The sequence below is a fragment of the Collinsella sp. AM15-2 genome (genome assembly GCF_003471985.1).
GTDB lineage: Bacteria > Actinomycetota > Coriobacteriia > Coriobacteriales > Coriobacteriaceae > Collinsella.
In genome coordinates this window covers 38561-55217 of sequence record NZ_QRKO01000005.1, presented here as the reverse complement: position 1 = coordinate 55217, position 16657 = coordinate 38561, and the positions used below count along the sequence as shown (strand labels likewise).

Genomic DNA, 16657 nt, shown 5'->3' with positions numbered 1-16657 from the left:
TCACCATGGCGCCGAATAACCCTTTCGAACCGCACCGAATCGGCAGCCGCCAGACTAGGGTGGATCGCGCGATTAAACCATGCCCTTGCCAGTTCTAAATGATCCGTTTTCCTCCGTCCCCAACGGATCATCGCGAAAAGAGGGGCTGTCCCGCGCTGGCGGAACAGCCCCTCTGGCTTCGATATGTGCGATACAGCTCGTTAGAAACCCTGGCCGTTGCCCTGACCCTGGCCCTGCTGGCCAAGCAGCTCCTCCAGATACTGGCGCAGCTGCTCGTCGGTAATACCGCCGTTGCCGGTATCGGTCGCGCTGTCGTTCTGCTGCTGGTTCTGCAGCTCCTCGTCGGAGCCCAGCTCAACCGTGACCTTCTTCTCTTCCTTGCCGCGCATGAGCGTGATCTCGACCTTCTCGCCCACCTCGTGGCTGCGCAGCGCGATGATCAGGCCGTCGGCGCTCGAAATCTCATCGTCGCCCAGCTTGGTAATGACATCGCCCTCCTGGATGCCGGCCTTGGCGGCGGGACCATCCTCGACGACGCTCGCCACGTACGCGCCGCTATCGGTGCTCAGCTTGTTGGTGCGGGCGTTGAGCGCGTTGACGCTCGAAAGCGTGGCTCCCAGGTACGGGTGCACCGGTGTCTTACCGCCGATGATCTGGTCGGCAATGTTCTTGGCGTAGTTAACGGGAATGGCAAAGCCCACGCCCGAGCTGGAGCCCGAGTAGCTCTCGATGAGCGAGTTGATGCCCACCAGCTCGCCGTTGTCGTTAACGAGCGCGCCGCCGGAGTTGCCCGGGTTGATGGCGGCATCGGTCTGGATCATGTTGGCATAGATGGTGTTACCGTTGGTAGAGCTCATGGCCGTGGAGCGATACAGCGCCGACACAATGCCCGTGGAGACAGACTGCTCGTTGCCAAACGGCGAACCGATCGCCATGACCCACTCGCCCACGTTGAGCTTGGAGGAGTCGCCAATCTCGATCGGCGTGAGCTTAGAGGCGTCGGCGTCCTTGAGCTTGATGACGGCCAGGTCGCTCGAAGCATCGTTGCCCACGAACTCGGCCTCGTAGGTAGTGCCGTCGTCCATGGTCACCACGTACTGGTCGTAGCCATCGACCACGTGGTTGTTGGTGAGGATGTGGCCCTCGGTATCGAGCACCACGCCCGAACCGACGCTGCCCGAGTTGTCCGACTCGTCGGCAGACTGCGAAAGCGAGCCATTCTGGCCACCGCTCGAAGTGGCGGTAATGGAAACCACGGAGGGCAACGCCTTGGCAGAAACGGCCTCGGCCAGCGTGGTGTCCTCGGAATCAATCGTAATCTTTTGCGTCGATGAACCCGAAGCACCCGCCGTCACGGCATTCTTTCCGCCGCCAATGTTGAGCGTGCCGCTCATGATGAGTGCGATGACCAGCAGGGCACCGCAGGCGCAGCCGGCAAGCGCCGTAATAAAGATCGGCAGCTTTTTGGTCTTGGTCTTGACCACTGTGTGCTTGTTTACAACCTGCTGGCTGCCCAGCGGCTTGCCGGTCTGCGTGTCGTATGCCTGCACGTAGGGAATGTTGCTGTCGGCAGGCGTCGACTCCACCTGCACACGCGGCTGCTGCTGGGTCTCGCCGGCGTTGCCCGCATCCTGGGGACGCTGGGAATCGTTCTCGCTCATGGCTGCGATCCTTTCGTCAAATAACCAAAGGCCCGCCAAACACGTGGCGGGCCATCGTTGTTCACGTTGAGTTGTACCCCAATATGCGGGCGCAAGTGTATGAGAACGCAATCTTTTAGGAAGGCTTAAGTTCTGTTGCAGATTCGAGAGGAACCCGCATCTGCGTCAAAACCATCACAAAGGTGCCTGTCCCCTTTGTGGTGGAAATCTAGTCCTTAAACAGATAGCCCACGCCGCGGACGGTGGTGATGTGCGCCGCGATCTGCGGGCCCACCTTGGAGCGGATGCGTCGAATGTGCACGTCGACGGTGCGCGTGCCGCCGCAGTACTCAAAGCCCCACACGCGGTGCAGCAGCACCTCGCGGCTGTAGGCGCGGTTGGGGTGCGTCGCCAAAAAGCTCAGCAGTGAGTACTCCATCAGCGTCAGGTCGATGGGCTCGTTATCGAGCGTCACCTGGTAGGTAGCCAGGTTAATCTCGAGGTTATCGATATTGAGCACATCGTCGGCGGTAACGGTCTCCTCCTCGCCCATCAGGCGCTGCGCGCGAGCCTTGAGCTCGTTGGGCGTCGCCGTGGGGCATACAAAGTCGGCATGCGCGTGATTGGGCAGGCGCAAGGTACCGAGTGCCTCGTCGTCGACGATCACCAGCATGGGGACGCCGCCGCGATCGTCAAGCCACTTGGCAATCTGATCGATGCGGTCGCTGCGGATGCCATCTGAATCGAGAATCAGCAGGTCAAAGTCGTGCGCCGCAGTTGGCGAATCGGGGGTTGCCAGGCTCACCTCGACACCCAGGGTAGTCGTCAAGCTGCGGGCAAACTCGTGGAAGCGCGTCGTGCGCGCCATGAACAGGGCACTCTTTTCGGACATATCGGCCTCCAAAGAAATGAGCTCAATCGTACTGGAACAAGCCAGCGCGATTAGGAGTTCGCCAGGTAGTGCTTGATCTCCCACTCGGTGATCGTAGACTCAAACTTATGCCACTCGTCGCGCTTCTTTTTGAGGAAGAAGCTGTGGATGTGCTCGCCGAGGGCATCCTTCATAAACTGCGAGTCCTCAAACACGTCGAGCGCCTCTTTGAGCGAGCGCGGCAGCGGCGCGTAGCCGGCCTCGACCATCTGACGGTCGGTAAGCTTGAGCGTCTCGGCCGTGGCCTCGGGCGGGAGTTCCAGCTTGCGCTCGATGCCGTCCAGACCAGCCGCCAGCGTGACGGCGTTGACCAGGTACGGGTTGGCCATGGGGTCGGGACTGCGCAGCTCGATGCGCGTGGACAGCGGCTTGCCGGGCTTGTAGACCGGGATGCGGACCATACTCGCGCGGTTGCGCAGGCCCCACGTGGCGTACTGCGGCACGGAGTCGCCACCCGTGGTGATGCGCTTGTACGAGTTGACCGTGGGATTGGTGATGGCGCTGATCTCGCGCGCGTGCGCCAAGATGCCGGCCATGTAGTGCTTGGCGATTTCGGAGAGGTGGTACTTCTCGTCGTCCTCGCCCCAAAAGACGTTGTTGCCGTCGTGGTCGAACAGCGACTGATGCAAAAACATGGCGCTGCCGTCCTCGCCCGCCAACGGCTTGGGCATAAAGGAAGCGTGGCAACCGCTCTCGTAGGCCTGCTGCTTAATGATGAGTTTGGCCGTAGTGATGGCGTCGGACATACTCAGGGCCTCGGCATGGCGCAAGCTCATGCCGTGCTGCGAGCGGCCGGCGGCGTGGAAGGTGTACTCCACGGGCACGGACATCTTCTCGAGCGTGAGGACCGTGTTGCGACGCAGGTCGCGGGCGGCATCGCTCACCGAAAGATCGAAGTAGCCCACGTTGTCGAGCGGCTCGGGGGTGTGCTCGTCGGGGAAGTAGTAATACTCCAGCTCGGCACCCACGTTGAGCAGATAGCCAGCCTTCTCGGCCTTGCGGAACATGCGGCGCAGGGCATCGCGCGGGTCGCCGGCAAACGGCTTGCGATCGGGAGTGCACACATCGCAGAACACGCGGGCGACGCCGTTGTGGCTCGGGCGCCACGGCAGGATCTGGAAGGTCGAAGCATCGGGGAACGCCAGCATGTCGGCCTCCTCGGGCGTGGCAAAGCCCTCGATGGCGGAGCCGTCAAAGCCAATACCCTCCTCAAAAGCGACCTCGAGGTCCTCGGGGCTAATGGCAAAGTTCTTGAGGCGGCCGAGAATGTCGACAAACCATAGACGCACAAAGCGGATATCACGCTGCTCTACGGAGCGGAGTACGTAATCGATGTTCTGCTGGTTCATGTCGCTCCCCTTTCTTTCGGGCGGGTTTCGACTGGTCTATATCGCAGATACTATCGCAGAAAAATGTTTCCGCAGGGTTAAAGCGTATCAAGCGCTCAAAAAACGTGCGCGAACAGGCAGTTGCGAACGAGTAGTTAGCGCGAGGTCGAAGCGCGGTGTTCGATGTGGCCGGGTATCTCGATGCGCTTGGGGGCGAGCTTTGCGGCGTCGCCCACCGTAGTGGTAACGACGTCGATGCGCTCGGACAGGCGCTCGACCACGCGCTCGGCAATGGTGAGGGTGTCCTGCGCGGCCGTGGTCACACCGCCAAAGAGCACGTGGTTCCAGGGATAGTCGTCAAACGTTGCAATCTTGAGACCCGCCGGCAACGAGGGCCCCAGCTGGGCCAGCGCCTCGGTCAGGCGCAGGAAAACCAAGCCGTTGACGGCAATGAGGCCGAGCTTTTTACCCGCATAGCCGCGGATGGTCTCGTCCAGGCGACTGACACCCTCGACACCACCGTCCGCCAAGGTGACGACCTCGCCGGCCAGGCCGCGGCGCGAGAGCTCGTCGGCAAACGCCTCGGCGCGTTCGCGACGCACGGGGCTGTCGTCGCTTGCCTCGGTGAGCAGGCACAGGCGCTCGCTGCCCGCAGAGGCCAAGGCGTCTACCAGGCCGGCGACCAGCTCACGGTTGTTGGAGGTCACCAGATCGACACCGGCGGCGGCAACATCGCGGTCGAGCAGCACGACGGGCAGGCGCCCCGCAGCCGCGGCAATCGCCTCGTCATTGCCGCCACAGGTGTTGACGACCAGGCCGTCCACACCGGCATCGATAAGTCTGGTGAGCGACTCTGCTTCCTTGGCGGAATCATTGCCGCTAATGGCAGTCATAAGCGAGCAGCCGCGCGCTGCGGCACTAGCGGAAAGCCCTTCGAGCATGGCGCTGGAGAACGGGTTAGCAATGTCGGCCAAGATCACGCCGATGAGGTTGGTGCGCGAGCTGCGCAGATTGCGCGCGGCGGCACGTGGACGATAGCCGGTGCGCTCGATAACCGCCGCGATGCGAGCGCGGGTTTCCTCGGTCATCTGCCCGGGGCGGTTGTTGAGATAGCGCGAGACCGTGGCCGGGCTCACGCCCGCCTCGGCGGCAATGTCCTTGATTCTCATCTGCGCCATAGCGCACCCCGTTTCCCAATTGTCGGCAGTCTGAGCCATTTTAGGCATTTTTTTAAAAATCTCGCTTGCAAAACGCTGTAGGTGAGTATACTACAACTCGAAACGAAACCGATTTCGTAAACCGATTTCGGCAAGCGTTGGCACGGAGGTGCAAAGATGTACCCTACCGTCTTGGCACCTCCGTGCCAACGCCATATCAAAGGTGTACGCACGAGCAAGAAGGAGCTGCGCGACCATGGGTAAAACGGTTCTTACCTTCGGCGAGATCATGATGAGGCTCTCGCCCAAAGATCATCTGCGCATTGAGCAGGCGACCGAGTTTGATGTCCGCTACGGCGGCGCCGAAGCCAACACCGCGCTTTCCCTGGCCTACCAGGGTGACAAGGCAGCTTACGTCTCCGTTGTCCCGGCCAACCGTCTGGGCGAGTGCGCCCTGCGTTCGCTGAAGGTCTACGACGTCGATACCTCACGCGTCGTGCGCCAGGGCGACCGTCTTGGCTCCTATGTGTTTGAGGTCGGCGCCTCGCAGCGCGGCAACGGCTGCGTCTACGACCGCAAGTACTCTGCCATCAACATGGCCAAGCGCGACGTCTTTGACTGGGACGAGATCCTCAAGGGTGTCGATGTCTTCTACTTCTCCGGCGTGACGCCCGCCGTCTCCGACGAGATGGCCGCCGCCTGCAAGGATGCCCTCACCGCCTGCCGCGCCAAAGGCATCACCACCGTGTGCGACGTGAACTATCGCGGCAAGATGTGGTCGCCCGAGAAGTCGCAGGCCACCATGAAGGAACTCCTGCCGCTCGTTGACATCTGCATTGCCAACGACGAGGACGCTCCTGCCGGCCTCGGTATGACCTGCGTCTCCGGCTCCCTTGCCCACGGCATCGAGGAGCGCGACACCTACGTCGAGATGGCCCGTCAGATCTGCGCCGAGTACGGTTGCAAGAAGGTCGCCTCGGTCGTCCGCAACATCTCCTGCGTCGAGCGCTCCATCTGGATGGGCATGCTCTATGACGCCGAGAGCGGCGAGCACTGGTTCTCCCCTGCTCACGACGTGCACGTGCTCGAGGGCGTTGCCGCCGGCGACGCTTTCAACGCCGGCCTCGTCCATGCCCTCATCAACGACTTTGCCCCGCAGGACGCCGTCAACTACGCCATCGCCGCCTCGATCCTCAAGCTCACCATCAAGGGCGATTCCAACCTGGTAACCGCAGACGAGATCGCAGCCGTGGCATCCGCCGCCGACGGTGGCACCCGCGTCGCGCGCTAAGCCATCCCCATTCCGCGGGCCGCAGTTTCCCATACCCATACCCCTGCGACCCGCTCCCCGCTTTCCCCGATCAGGTAGAACCACTTAGTCCCATTCCGGCTCTGCCTGGCATTCCTTCACGACTGGCCTCGTAGCCGGTTCCGAAATTGCTTGTGACCCAAGCAGTGCCTCCGATAACCAATCCGGAACCGGCTCATGGCCAATCTTCTTTGGCAATCACGCGCCCGTGCGCGCCTCACATCGAAAGGAACACCATGTTCGATCAGTTCTACACCACGCTTGAATCCCTGGGCATCGTGCCGGTTGTCGTCCTCGACAAGGTCGAGGATGCCGCACCGCTCGCCCACGCCCTTATGGCAGCTGGCATGAAGTCCGCCGAGGTCACCTTCCGCACCGCCTGCGCCGCCGAGTGCATCGCCGCCATGGCTGAGGCCGAGCCCGAGATGTGCGTCGGCGCTGGCACCGTCCTGACTGTCGAGCAGGTTGAGCAGGCCCGCGCCGCCGGTGCCAAGTTCATCGTCTCCCCGGGTTACAACGAGGACGTTGTAAAGCACTGCATCGGCATCGACCTGCCCGTCCTTCCTGGCACCGTGACCCCCTCCGAGGTTACCGCCGCCGAGAACCTGGGCCTCAAGGTCACCAAGTTCTTCCCCGCGGCTCAGTATGGTGGCCTGAACACCATCAAGGCCCTCGCTGCTCCGTTTGTCGGCCATCGCTTTATGCCCACCGGCGGCGTGAGCACTGCCAACGTCGAGGAGTACCTGAGCTCCTCCGCCATCATCGCCTGCGGTGGCACCTGGATGGTCAAGCCGGCCCTGTTCGCCGACGGCGACTTCTCCAAGGTCGAGCAGATTGCCCGCGAGGCCATGGACGTCGTCAAGAAGGTCCGCGGCTAGGTTCAGCTCTCTATCGTGAAAGGGGGCGTGTCCTAGACCTCGCCCCCTTTCTTTTAAAGCGGCTCGGAAGCGCGCCGTTTCCGTCACGAACAAGAACCAAAACCGTCTTGTATGCTGATAGAACGTGACGGAAGCGACACGCGCCCGAGCCGCTTTGCCTACTCGGCTGGCAGTCGCGCCCAGCTGAGCCACTTCGACAAAAGCCGAGCCACCAAAACAGCTGCGGCGCCGTCTGGAGGAATGGACCCTTGCTTCCGGTTTTTTCCTCCAAGCGGCGCCGCAGCTTTTTCATGCCCCGATGTGTCCCAGCACTTGCGGTGAAATAGGGACTGTTTACGCCGTCAGAGCCGCAAAACAATCCTTATTTCACCGCAACTAATGTGGGGGGCGAGTTAGATGGCCGAGTCTTTGGACAGCTCAAAATAGTCGGGATGCAAGGCGATAACCGGACCCTGCTCCTCGGGCATTAGATGCAAATGCGTCTCTGCCAGATAGCTCGCCGTGTCGGTATCGCCCTTCTTAATGGCCTCGAGAATCCGGCGATGCTGCCGACGAATCGGCTCCCAATCCAGATCCTGCGACACCATACGCAACCAGTTGTATCGCTCAAAATGCGTGTTGACGCTCTTCATCCAATCCCACAACATGTGGCGGCCGGCAATCTCAAAACACGTCTCATGGAACAGGTTGTCCAGATCAAAAAAGCGACGCGTTTCACGATGATCGAGCGACTCGGACTCGGCAAGAATCTGCCCGAGCCGATGCTTTTGCTCGGGCGTGGCGGCAGAGCAGCATTTAATGAGCACACTTCTCTCGAGTTTCTCGCGCAAGAAACAGGCGTTCTCAGCGCGCTCCATGCTGATTTTTGAGACATAGGTGCCGCTTTTGGGACGCGTTTCCACCAGTTCCTGCTCACGCAGACGCACAAAGGACTCGCGAATGGGCGTACGCCCAATTCCCGTCTCCTTTTCCAGACCAATCGCCGAAAGACGTGTGCCGGGTTTGAGCTCGGCATAGATGATCTTAGAGCGCAATGCGTTGTATGCCTGATCTTGCAGGCTCTGATAATGCTGGTGCTGTTCCATAAAGCCCTCGAATGAAGCCCACGGTTTGTCGAATAACTCCACGTAATACTATCGCATCCCCCATCCCACGGCGATGTTTGAGGGGTAGGGCCGGGATTCGGCTTTTGACCGATAAGTTGTTGCAATTAGGTGAACGTTCACCTAATTTCTTCTATTTCGCTTTGCAAATGGATTCCCATACGTATACTAAATCTCAACGAAACCGATTTCGTCAAGCCTGGGCAATAGGATGCTAAGACGCACCCTACCATCTTGGCATCCTATTGCCCATGCCATGCCATTTGCTTTCTTCCCGTCTCGTTGAGCCCTTCAGTCCCATTCTGGCACAACGAGACATTCCTAGACGACTGACCATGGGGCCGGCTTTTCTGCCGTTGAGGCAGTGCCTCCGATAACCCTCTTTTTGCCGGCCCAGGTCAGACATTTCTCTTTAAATATCCTTCAATCGAAAGGATGCAGCAGCATGCGACCGCTCATCATCATGCATGGCGAGAAGATCGACTGGCGTCATACCGTCATAAGAATGCTGATGTATCTGGCGGGCGTTGCCGTGCTGGCACTCGGTATGAGCCTCCAGACGGCATCTGGCCTGGGCGTCGCCGCGCTCACGTGCTTTGCCACGACCCCATCCATGCTCACGGGCAAGACGCTCGGCTTTTGGATTACAACTACCTATGTCGCTTACATCGCGGCGCAGCTCGCCATCTTGCGACGCGAATTTCAACCGCGCATTTTGCTCGAGCTTTGCTTTTCAACGCTAATGGGCGGCTTCACCGATCTGTTCATGGCGTTCAACCCGCTGCATCCCACGGCGCTCCCCGCGCAGGTTGCGACCATGCTGCTCTCCCTCGCTATCACCGCATTTGGCGTCAGTCTCGTCGTCAACATGGGCGTTGTCCCCAACGCACCCGACGGCTTGGTGCAGGTCATTGCGGAAAAGCTCAAGCGCCGTTTTGGAGACGTAAAGGTCATGTTCGATTGCTCGCATGTCGCCGCCTCGCTCACGCTGTCGCTGGTATGCATGCACAACTTAGGCGGCTTTGGCGTAACCACCGCCATCTCGGCACTGTTCTTGGGCCACATCATCAACTTCGCCAACAAGCTGTTTGCCCAGCGATTCGTCCGCATGGCGTTTGGCGCCAAATAGCGAACAGCCGCGGAGCAAACGAGGCTCGAGTGCCCGGCATATCGATGTCGCAAATAACGACGCACGCGCTATACGGACGATGAGGAATAGCCCGTCGCAAACCCCGCAAGCGGAGCTATATGTTGCTATAACTTGACATAAATTGGTCCATTGCCAGCCGGCATGCAAAAGGCCCCAAGCCATTCGCGGCTTGGGGCCTGCCTGGTAACACAGGTCTTTCGGACTACGCTCGCTCGTATTTCGTGGCGCGGCCTGTCCCCTGTTTCATGATCGCGTTTCGGCTGAGCAGAGATTCGAGCGCGGACAATGTTCGCGCACGGCTCAGCCCCGTCTGTTTCTCAATCTCACTTCGCGACATAATTCGTCCGCCCGACAAGGCCTTAAGAACCTGAGCCTCTTCTCCAGACCCTTCAAAGGCATCGGTAACGGGCAACGCGACAGCTACCACGCCGCCACGAATATCAAAGACCGGCTGATTAATCGAATCGCGATAGGCACGCCTAATGCGCGCAATTCCCGTTCCAAACTTCTCGATATAGTCCAACTTTAAGAAGACCTCGGCAACGATGGGATTTCTGAGCACGGATATCTGTCCATACAGGTATTGCTCCGTCGTCAAGCCAGCGGGCAACGACCCGGGTGAAGTCACAACGACGCGATCATCATACAGAGCAACCTGAACATTCGCTTGCACGTCCCACGTCCGATGCACTAGAGCGTTTGCAACTGCCTCGCGGAATGCCTCGAGGGGAATCCGGTCGGTCTGAACACGCTCGACACCTTCGATGCGCTCATAACGATAGTAGCGCGCGAACATGGCAACTGCTCTATCAACCTGCTCAATTGCAGACAGGCCCGTCGTCGTCTCACGATCTAAAAGCACGTCCTCGGTGTCGCCAAAACGAACGCAGTCGATGCCCGGAAATTCGTTGTTATCCGCCAATATCGCCGCGGCATTGGTATAGCCATCCTTGCCGAGCAGGCGAAGCGTTCGCATGATATCCGACGTGAGCTCAGAAATGCCTAGATGCTCGATGCACTTGTGTTCGAGCGTATGAAAACTCAGGTCCTGGCGAGCCGAGGTGAGCGCATCGAACGTCAGATTGCTGCCTTCGAGCGTCAGCCTGCCGTATTCAAAACGGTCGACCTCTACCGTCGCCGAATCATTTCGCCTGTAGGCCTTCCCCTTGCTTCGATAGGGCTTGTCCTGCCCCTCGTAAACCGTAAGCGTTACAGTTCCGCGGTTCTCGTCGAGCTCGAGCGTGTAACGAGGCGCAGGATCCAGACTGTCATTAATCATGTTCTCGATGCGCAGACACTCCGCAACCGGGTCAGAAAGACCGACTGCAACACCACCGTCGTCAACGCCAAACTCTATCTTGCCCGTCCCGTAGTTTGCATAGGCGCTCACCGTTTTAAGAAACGTCGGCGTTACGCTTTCCTTGTATTCGACGGTAGGACTCTCTCTGACAACCATACGTACGGTCCTTCTCCTTTTCATGCTCATCTGAACCGTATTATAAGACGAAAAACATTTGCGTACGGCTTAGAATCAGACGCAAACTGTTTTCGTCTTATTTGCGTACGGAAACTAGATACAAATTTCACGTTCATACGACTATTTACCAAACGCATAGTGTTTTCGTCCGGCAATGCGTCCGTAATCCAAACAAAAAGGCCCGAGCTCGTGTTGAACTCGGGACCTCTTGCGCCGCGCATCTATGAGAGGAGAAATGCGATGCGCACGGGCGCTACTCCATGTAGCAGATATCGCGACGAGCGGCTGCAACCGTTCACCTTTTAAAAGTGAACGTTCACCTGATTCTAGGAAAACCTGACTTTTAATTCCTCCGCTTCTCCTATACTGAACTTGTAATAGAAGCAAGACTTATATAGATGAACGTTTCTTTTGGAAGGATTGTAATGTCTAACCTTATGGACAGCTTCCGCCTGGACGGCAAGGTCGCGCTCGTGACCGGCGCCACCTATGGCATCGGCATGGCCATGGCCGAGGCACTCGGCGAAGCCGGCGCCAGGATCGCCTTTAACGCCCGTCACGCCGACAAGGTCGCCGAGGCCGAGAAGCACTACCGCGAGCTGGGCTTTGATGCTCACGGCTATGTTGCCGACGTCACCGACGAGGCCGTCGTCGCCGAGCTCATCGCCAAGATCGAGGCCGATTTTGGCACCACGCCCGACATTCTGGTCAACAACGCCGGCGTCATCCAGCGCACCCCGATGCTCGACATGAGCGCCGAGGACTTCCGTCGCGTCGTCGACATCGACCTCAATGCCCCGTTCATCGTGTCCAAGGCCTGCCTGCCGGGCATGATCGCCAAGGGTCACGGCAAGATCATCAATATCTGCTCCATGATGAGCGAGCTGGGCCGCGAGACCATCGCCGGCTATGCCGCCGCCAAGGGCGGACTCAAGATGCTCACCAAGAACATCTGCTCCGAGTTTGGCGAGGCCAATATCCAGTGCAACGGCATTGGGCCCGGCTACATCGCCACGCCGCAGACCGCACCGCTGCGCGAGACGCAGCCCGACGGCAGCCGCCACCCGTTTGACCAGTTCATCATTGCCAAGACGCCGGCCGCCCGTTGGGGCACGCCCGAGGACCTGAAGGGCCCCGCCGTGTTCCTGGCTTCCGACGCATCGAACTTCGTCAACGGGCACATTCTGTACGTGGACGGCGGCATCCTCGCATACATCGGCAAACAGCCGCAATAAGGAAACTGGGCGAGGCGGTCGGCAGTTAAGTCTGCTGCTCGGACAGTCCTGCGCAAGACGGAAAGCACATTAAGTGCTTTCCTTTGCGTGCGGAACTCGCGACAGACTTAACTGCCGACCGCCCGCATAGCTCATCGCGGGTTGGCTTTGCCGCCGCCCGCGCACAGAAACAAAAAACTGGAAGATTTAGTTGAAAGGTTAACTCAAATGAAGATCGCTCTAATCAACGAGAATTCTCAGAACTCCAAGAACCCTATGATCGAGGCTGCCCTTAAGAAGGTTGTCGAGCCCATGGGGCACACCGTCTTTAACTATGGCATGTATGCCGACGCCGACTCCAAGCCCCTCACCTACGTGCAGAACGGCATTCTTGCCGCCGTGCTGCTCAACTCCGGCGCTGCCGACTACGTCGTGACCGGTTGCGGCACCGGCGAGGGCGCCATGCTCGCCTGCAACTCCTTCCCCGGCGTGCTGTGCGGCCATGTTGCCGACCCGCTGGATGCCTACACCTTTGCCCAGGTCAACGATGGCAATGCCGTCGCCATGCCCTTCGCCCTCAAGAACGGCTGGGGCCAGGAGCTCAACCTCGAGTACACCTTCGAGAAGCTCTTTGGCTTTGGCTCGGGCAACGGCTACCCCGCCGAGCGCGTTGAGCCCGAGCAGCGCAACAAGAAGATCCTCGACGGCGTGCGCGCTGCGACCATGCGTCCGCTCGTCGACGTCCTGGGCGAGATCGATCAGGATCTGGTGAAGGGCGCCCTCGCTGGTGAGCACTTCCAGGAGTACTTCTTTGCCAACGCCACCGACGAGGCCATCATCGCCAAGGTCAAGGAGATCTTGGGCCTGTAATAAGGCCCACGGGGCGCACCGACCCCCAACAAACCGCCAGACAAAAGGCGCCGCGACGATCCATGTGTCGCGGCGCCTTTTTAGATTGGCTATCGCTTAAGTCACCGCAAGGCGGCCGCTCCCCTATTTGCCAAGAGCCTACAGCTCGCAGGCGACCTTGTAGCCGTCGCCGATGGCGTCGCGGATGTTGCCGCACTTCTGGGCATCGCCCAGCACGTGGGTGGCAACGCCGGCAACGGCAAGGTCATCGGCCAGCTTGGTGTTGGGGCGGTAACCCATGGCAAGCACCAGCGTGTCGGCGTCGGCGATGGTGTGGACCTCGCCGTCCTTTTCGTAACTGATGGTGTCCTCGGTAATCTCGGTCACCTTGGCCTCGGTCAGCACGTGAACGCCCTTGGAAAGCATACGCGTGATGAGGACCGCGCGACCGGCGCCGCCCTCGTTGGCGGCGAGCGTCTTGGTCATCTCGATAACGGTGACGTCGCGGTTTGCCGGCGACAGATCGTTGACCAACGGGGCCAGGTAATCGGCCGTCTCGCAGCCAACGGTGCCGCCGCCCACAATGACAATCTTCTTGCCCGGGAAAGCCTTGCCGCCCAGCAGGTCATCAGCCGTCATGACCTGCTTAAAGCCCTGCATAAAGGCCGGGGCGATGGGTTCGGCGCCATAGGCCAGGACAACCTCGTAACCCGCGTAGTCGCGCTGGATGTCCTCGGCGGTCAGCTCGGTACCAAAGACGCATGTGACGCCGGCCTCGGCCAGGCGACGGTACTGATACTTGATCACGCGCGTGAGCTCCTGCTTTGCCGGCGGAACGGCCGCGATGCGCATCTCGCCGCCCGGCTCGTCCTGCTTATCCACGAGCACCACGTTGTGGCCGCGCTTGGCGGCAATGTAGGCTGCCTCCATGCCCGCAGGACCGGCGCCCACAACGAGCACGTTCTTGGCCTCGGCGGCAGGCTCATAGCCGGCCTCGTCGCGCTCCACGTCCGGGTTGACGGTGCAGGAGATGCGCTTGCCAAACATGATGCCGTTCAGGCAGCGCAGGCAGCCGATGCAGGGACGGATCTCGTCGGCGTTGCCGGCAGCCGCCTTGTTGCAGAACTCGGCATCGCACAGATTGGCACGGCCCATCATGCAGATGTCGGCGGCGCCGTCCTCGATCAGTTCCTCGGCAATCCATGCCTCGTTAATGCGGCCGACCGTGGCAACGGGAATGTTGACGTGCTTTTTGATCTCGCGCGAGCAGGCGGCGTGCGAGGCCTGCTGCGTGCCGGCGGCGGGAATTGCAGAACCGCGCTTGATGGTGGTGCCGCCCGACACGTGGATCATGTCGACGCCGGCCTTCTCCAAGCGACGCGAGACATAGATCATGTCGTTGAGGGTCAGGCCGCCATCGGTGTACTCGTCGCCCGAGATACGGACGTCGATGATAAAGTCCTTGCCGCAGCGCTCGCGAATCTCGGCGATGACCTCGAGCAGGAAGCGCATGCGGGCGTCGAGCGAGCCACCGTACTCGTCGGTGCGCTTGTTATAGAGCGGGGTCAAAAAGCCGCCGAGCATGCCGTGGGCGTGTGCCGCATGGACCTCGACGCCGTCGACACCGGCCTTCTGCATGCGCACGGCAGCGTCACCAAACTGATGCGTGAGCTCGTGGATCTCATCGACCGTGATAGGGCGCGGCGCCTCGCGGGCATAGGACGGACCCACAAAGGACGGAGCGATCAGGCGCGGCGTGCCCGGGATGTTGAAGGCCATGTAGGCGGGGTGGAAGAGCTGCGGCATGATCTTGCAGCCATACTCGTGGACGGCCGCGGCGAGCTTTTCCCAGCCAGAGATGAACGTGTCATCGTAGCAGCACATGTCGCCCGGCAGATAGGTATAGGTGGGCTCGACCGTCACGACCTCGGTGATGATCAGGCCCACACCGCCCTTGGCGCGGGCACGGTAGTGATCGACCAAGTCGTCAGTCACATAGCCATGATCGGCCAGGTTGGTGGACACCGGCGGCATAAAGACGCGGTTCTTGACCTCGGTCGTACCGACCTTGATCGGGCTAAAGAGCATCGGGTAGGCGGAAGACTCCATACAGGGTTCCTTTCGTTTGAGCCGCTCGGCGGCAGTTGCTAACGTACTTATCGTATCAGTAACCGCGCTGTACCCGACCGTACACGCTCCCCCGGCTTTTACTCAGCCCACAAAAAGTTGCGGTGGAATACGGAGTAGATGAGGCCTTTGACAGCCAAAACAGTCCGTATTCCACCGCAACTGATGGATGGGATGGGTTAGAGGCCCAGGTAGCTGGTCATGCCTTCGACGGCGAGCTTGGCGCCGGCTACGGCATGGACCACGGTGAGCGGGCCGTTGACCACGTCGCCGGCGGCAAAGACGCCAGGCACGGTGGTCATGCCGCACTCATCGACCGAAAGAAGACCGCGATGGTCGGTCTCCAGACCGCCCGTCGTAAGCACCAGTTTGTCCTTGGGCACCTGCGAGGCCGCAATCACAACCGTGTCGGCGGGCACATGGTCAAGTTCTTCCTCGTAGCCCACCACGTTGTCGTCCTCGTCAAAGATAGCCGTCTCGAAAACCGGACCGTTATCGTCGATGGCGCAAATCGCCTTGCCGCGCACGATCTCGGCACCGTCAAGCTCGGTCAGCTCCACCTCGTCATCGATGGCCGAGATATGGCGCGATCGGGCATACACGGTAACCTTGCGAGCGCCCGAGCGCAGAGCCGTGCGGGCAACATCCATGGCCACGTTGCCGGCGCCGATAACCGCCACGTTCTGACCGATCGCCACGCTCGTGGGATCGACCAGGTAATCGATACCAAACAGTACGTTACCACGCGACTCGCCGGGAATACCCAGCTTGCGGGCGCGCCAGGTACCGGTACCGACAAAGACCGCATCGTAGCCGTCGCGCAACAGGTCGTCGATATGCAGCGCGCCGCCAATGGTGGTCGAGGGACGGACGCGTACGCCAAGCGAGCACATCACGTGACGGTACTTTTGCACGAGAGCACGGGGCAGGCGAAACTCGGGGATGCCGTACTCCAGCACGCCGCCGATCTCGGGGCGTTGCTCAAACACCGTGACGGCACAGCCCAGCTGGGCCATCTTAATGGCCACGGTAATGCCGGCAGGACCGGAACCGACCACGGCAACCTGCTTGCCGCACGACGGCGCGGGCTTCCACTCCTTACGGTCCAAATATGCCGTCGAGATATAGTTCTCGATACTCGAAAAATGCACCGGTGCGCCCTTACGGCCCTGAATGCACGCGCCCTCGCACTGGCCCGAATGGTTGCAGATCATGGAGCAGACCGCGCTCATGGGGTTGTTCTGGAACAGCAGCTCACCTGCCTCTTCCAGACGACGCTGCTTGAACAAGTCAATGACCTGCGGAATAGGCGTCTGCACCGGGCAGCCTTTAAGCTGGCAGAACGCCCTTTTGCAACCTAGGCAACGATTCGCCTCTTCGACAATGTGGATAGCCACGCAACTCCCCTTTTTGATGTAATCCAATGAGGCGACGATAAAAACCCTTCACCGCCGCCCCCAGTCAAGCAAACTCAATATGCCGCCACGGCAAAAG

General features: G+C 60.2%; 13 protein-coding genes. 5 read left to right on the top strand and 8 right to left on the bottom strand.

Annotated features, from left to right (window positions below; translation table 11 throughout):
• Nucleotides 1-200: 200 nt before the first annotated feature.
• The 4 genes from DW171_RS03645 to DW171_RS03630 form a co-directional block, all read right to left on the bottom strand.
• On the bottom strand, nt 201-1661 hold the full coding sequence (locus DW171_RS03645) for a S1C family serine protease (RefSeq protein WP_118270444.1): 1461 nt from the start codon (nt 1659-1661) through the stop codon (nt 201-203).
• 208 nt (nt 1662-1869) lie between these two features.
• Entirely contained in the window at nt 1870-2532 is a 663-nt protein-coding gene (locus DW171_RS03640) for a response regulator transcription factor (RefSeq protein WP_006234733.1), read from the bottom strand.
• Between the two features lie 50 nt (nt 2533-2582).
• On the bottom strand, nt 2583-3920 hold the full coding sequence (locus DW171_RS03635; RefSeq protein ID WP_117648002.1) for a glutamine synthetase family protein: 1338 nt from the start codon (nt 3918-3920) through the stop codon (nt 2583-2585).
• A gap of 134 nt (nt 3921-4054) precedes the next feature.
• Complete coding sequence (locus tag DW171_RS03630) at nt 4055-5077, bottom strand: LacI family DNA-binding transcriptional regulator (protein WP_158571001.1); 1023 nt, start codon at nt 5075-5077, stop codon at nt 4055-4057.
• A gap of 235 nt (nt 5078-5312) precedes the next feature.
• Between DW171_RS03630 and DW171_RS03625 the strand changes: the two genes are divergently transcribed.
• A complete protein-coding gene (locus DW171_RS03625; RefSeq protein ID WP_117757441.1) occupies nt 5313-6347 on the top strand; it encodes a sugar kinase in 1035 nt (344 codons plus the stop codon).
• 254 nt (nt 6348-6601) lie between these two features.
• Complete coding sequence (eda, locus tag DW171_RS03620) at nt 6602-7243, top strand: bifunctional 4-hydroxy-2-oxoglutarate aldolase/2-dehydro-3-deoxy-phosphogluconate aldolase (RefSeq protein WP_118270442.1); 642 nt, start codon at nt 6602-6604, stop codon at nt 7241-7243.
• 392 nt (nt 7244-7635) lie between these two features.
• Here eda and DW171_RS03615 read toward each other — a convergent pair whose 3' ends face one another.
• Nucleotides 7636-8328: a GntR family transcriptional regulator gene (locus DW171_RS03615; RefSeq protein ID WP_118270441.1), complete on the bottom strand. Its 693-nt coding sequence runs from the start codon at nt 8326-8328 to the stop codon at nt 7636-7638.
• A 463-nt stretch (nt 8329-8791) separates the two neighbouring features.
• On the opposite strand from DW171_RS03615, the gene DW171_RS03610 reads away from it, so the two are divergent.
• Complete coding sequence (locus DW171_RS03610; protein WP_118270440.1) at nt 8792-9475, top strand: YitT family protein; 684 nt, start codon at nt 8792-8794, stop codon at nt 9473-9475.
• A 223-nt stretch (nt 9476-9698) separates the two neighbouring features.
• Here DW171_RS03610 and DW171_RS03605 read toward each other — a convergent pair whose 3' ends face one another.
• The gene (locus tag DW171_RS03605; protein WP_158548901.1) at nt 9699-10952 is read right to left on the bottom strand and encodes an ATP-binding protein; all 1254 of its coding nucleotides are present in this window, start codon (nt 10950-10952) and stop codon (nt 9699-9701) included.
• Between the two features lie 446 nt (nt 10953-11398).
• Here DW171_RS03605 and DW171_RS03600 point away from each other — a divergent pair, with 446 nt between their 5' ends.
• Both DW171_RS03600 and DW171_RS03595 read left to right on the top strand, forming a co-directional pair.
• Complete coding sequence (locus DW171_RS03600) at nt 11399-12208, top strand: gluconate 5-dehydrogenase (protein ID WP_117758209.1); 810 nt, start codon at nt 11399-11401, stop codon at nt 12206-12208.
• 207 nt (nt 12209-12415) lie between these two features.
• Entirely contained in the window at nt 12416-13057 is a 642-nt protein-coding gene (locus DW171_RS03595; protein WP_118270439.1) for an RpiB/LacA/LacB family sugar-phosphate isomerase, read from the top strand.
• A gap of 138 nt (nt 13058-13195) precedes the next feature.
• On the opposite strand, the gene DW171_RS03590 is transcribed toward DW171_RS03595, so the two are convergent.
• The gene (locus DW171_RS03590) at nt 13196-15145 is read right to left on the bottom strand and encodes an NAD(P)/FAD-dependent oxidoreductase (RefSeq protein WP_118270438.1); all 1950 of its coding nucleotides are present in this window, start codon (nt 15143-15145) and stop codon (nt 13196-13198) included.
• Nucleotides 15146-15342: 197 nt separating this feature from the next.
• The gene (locus DW171_RS03585; protein ID WP_118270437.1) at nt 15343-16560 is read right to left on the bottom strand and encodes an FAD-dependent oxidoreductase; all 1218 of its coding nucleotides are present in this window, start codon (nt 16558-16560) and stop codon (nt 15343-15345) included.
• Nucleotides 16561-16657: the final 97 nt, after the last annotated feature.

Excerpts from the sequence above, each read along its gene's own strand:
- DW171_RS03640 (WP_006234733.1), bottom strand. The coding sequence starts at position 2,532 with ATGTCCGAAAAGAGTGCCCTGTTCATGGCGCGCACGACGCGCTTCCAC.
- DW171_RS03625 (WP_117757441.1), top strand. The coding sequence starts at position 5,313 with ATGGGTAAAACGGTTCTTACCTTCGGCGAGATCATGATGAGGCTCTCG.
- DW171_RS03610 (WP_118270440.1), top strand. The coding sequence starts at position 8,792 with ATGCGACCGCTCATCATCATGCATGGCGAGAAGATCGACTGGCGTCAT.
- DW171_RS03605 (WP_158548901.1), bottom strand. The coding sequence starts at position 10,952 with ATGGTTGTCAGAGAGAGTCCTACCGTCGAATACAAGGAAAGCGTAACG.
- DW171_RS03600 (WP_117758209.1), top strand. The coding sequence starts at position 11,399 with ATGTCTAACCTTATGGACAGCTTCCGCCTGGACGGCAAGGTCGCGCTC.
- DW171_RS03590 (WP_118270438.1), bottom strand. The coding sequence starts at position 15,145 with ATGGAGTCTTCCGCCTACCCGATGCTCTTTAGCCCGATCAAGGTCGGT.
- DW171_RS03635 (WP_117648002.1), bottom strand. The coding sequence starts at position 3,920 with ATGAACCAGCAGAACATCGATTACGTACTCCGCTCCGTAGAGCAGCGT.
- DW171_RS03615 (WP_118270441.1), bottom strand. The coding sequence starts at position 8,328 with ATGGAACAGCACCAGCATTATCAGAGCCTGCAAGATCAGGCATACAAC.
- eda (WP_118270442.1), top strand. The coding sequence starts at position 6,602 with ATGTTCGATCAGTTCTACACCACGCTTGAATCCCTGGGCATCGTGCCG.
- DW171_RS03645 (WP_118270444.1), bottom strand. The coding sequence starts at position 1,661 with ATGAGCGAGAACGATTCCCAGCGTCCCCAGGATGCGGGCAACGCCGGC.
- DW171_RS03630 (WP_158571001.1), bottom strand. The coding sequence starts at position 5,077 with ATGGCGCAGATGAGAATCAAGGACATTGCCGCCGAGGCGGGCGTGAGC.
- DW171_RS03595 (WP_118270439.1), top strand. The coding sequence starts at position 12,416 with ATGAAGATCGCTCTAATCAACGAGAATTCTCAGAACTCCAAGAACCCT.